General features: G+C 34.3%; 1 protein-coding gene and 1 pseudogene. Both read left to right on the top strand.

Annotated features, from left to right (window positions below; genetic code table 11):
* A partial coding sequence (gene argH, locus AC1DTM_RS25740) for an argininosuccinate lyase (protein WP_477001214.1) occupies positions 1-1,408 on the top strand: 1,408 nt, incomplete at its 5' end.
* A 60-nt stretch (positions 1,409-1,468) separates the two neighbouring features.
* Positions 1,469-1,585, top strand: a pseudogene (locus tag AC1DTM_RS25735) (GNAT family N-acetyltransferase); the annotation flags it as partial.

Below are 1,585 nucleotides of genomic sequence, written 5' to 3'. Positions count from 1 at the left end.
TAATTATTTATTAAAAGATATGTTTCAAGTGCATAGGGCACATATTACTATGTTAACTGAAGAAAAGTTGATGAAAAGAGAAGAAGCGAAAGTTATATTAACCGCACTTAAAAAAGTAGAGGGGATTCCAAAGGAGAAGTTGCTATATACAGAGCAACATGAAGATCTTTTTTTCTTAGTTGAACATTTGCTTTCTCAAGAAGCAAAGTGTGAATTTGTAAGTAATATGCATATCGGTAGAAGTAGAAATGATATGGGTGTAACGATGTATCGCATGAGTTTACGGCAATTTGTATTACGGTTAATGGAACATCATTTATTGCTGCAAGAAAGTATGCTGGAGCTTGCCGGTGAACATATGGAAACAATTATGCCCGCGTATACACATACACAACCGGCGCAGCCGACAACATTTGGTCATTATGTTTTGGCAATTTACGATACGATGCAACGAGATTTAGAAAGAATGAAAAAAGCGTATCATCTTGTAAATCATTCTCCAATGGGGGCAGCTGCCCTTTCTACAACAAGTTTTCCTATTAAGAGAGAACGAGTTGCGCAGTTACTTGGGTTTACAAATGTAATTGAGAACTCATATGATGCTGTTGCTGGAGCGGACTATTTATTAGAAGTTAGCTCGTTACTAATGGTTATTATGACGAATACGAGTAGATGGATTCATGATTTTTTACTATTAGCGACGAAAGAATATGATGGGATTACTGTAGCAAAGCCATATGTGCAAATAAGTAGTATTATGCCGCAAAAACGAAATCCCGTTTCAATTGAACATGCCCGCGCTATTACGAGTAGTGCTTTAGGGGAAGCATTTACTGTATTTCAAATGATTCATAATACACCATTTGGCGATATTGTTGATACGGAGGATGACTTGCAGCCGTATTTATATAAAGGAATCGAAAAGGCGATTCGTGTTTTTTGTATTATGAACGCAGTTATTCGAACGATGAAAGTAGAAGAGGAAACGTTAAAAAGTCGCTCATATAAACACGCGATTACGATTACAGATTTCGCAGATGTTTTAACAAAAAACTATGAAATACCATTTCGGCATGCACATCACGCAGCAAGTGCGATTGCGAATATGTCATTGGAACAGAAAAAGGAGTTACATGAATTAAATTTCAAAGACATAAATGTATACTTACAAGAAAATTTGAAAGTAAATTTATTAGAAGAAGAGTGGAAAGAAATTATATCACCAGAAGCTTTTATTCAAAAAAGAAATTTATATGGTGGACCGAGTAAAAAAGAGATGGAGCGTATGATTAATAAACGTAAAGAATCGTTTCGAAAAGAAGAAGAGCTATTTGAGAAGGAAAAGAAGAGAGTTTTGCATGCTGAAAATGATTTGAACACATTAGTTTCAAATGTTATTGAATCGTAAAAAAAGGATTTAATGAATTAATCGCCAATACTTAATTAAAATATAAATCGAGGGAAGAGATTGTCGATGATTCAATTGCATGTATATGAAGATGTTCTCCGTTTTAAAGAAGATGTTACATCATTTTTAGGAGAGAACGAGCAGGGAAATAATTTAATATTAGGTGTATTGCAAGTT

The organism is Bacillus sp. P4_D3 (genome assembly GCF_056401855.1).
Note: the sequence above shows the minus strand (reverse complement) of the source record. Positions and strands in the feature narration are given on the sequence as shown.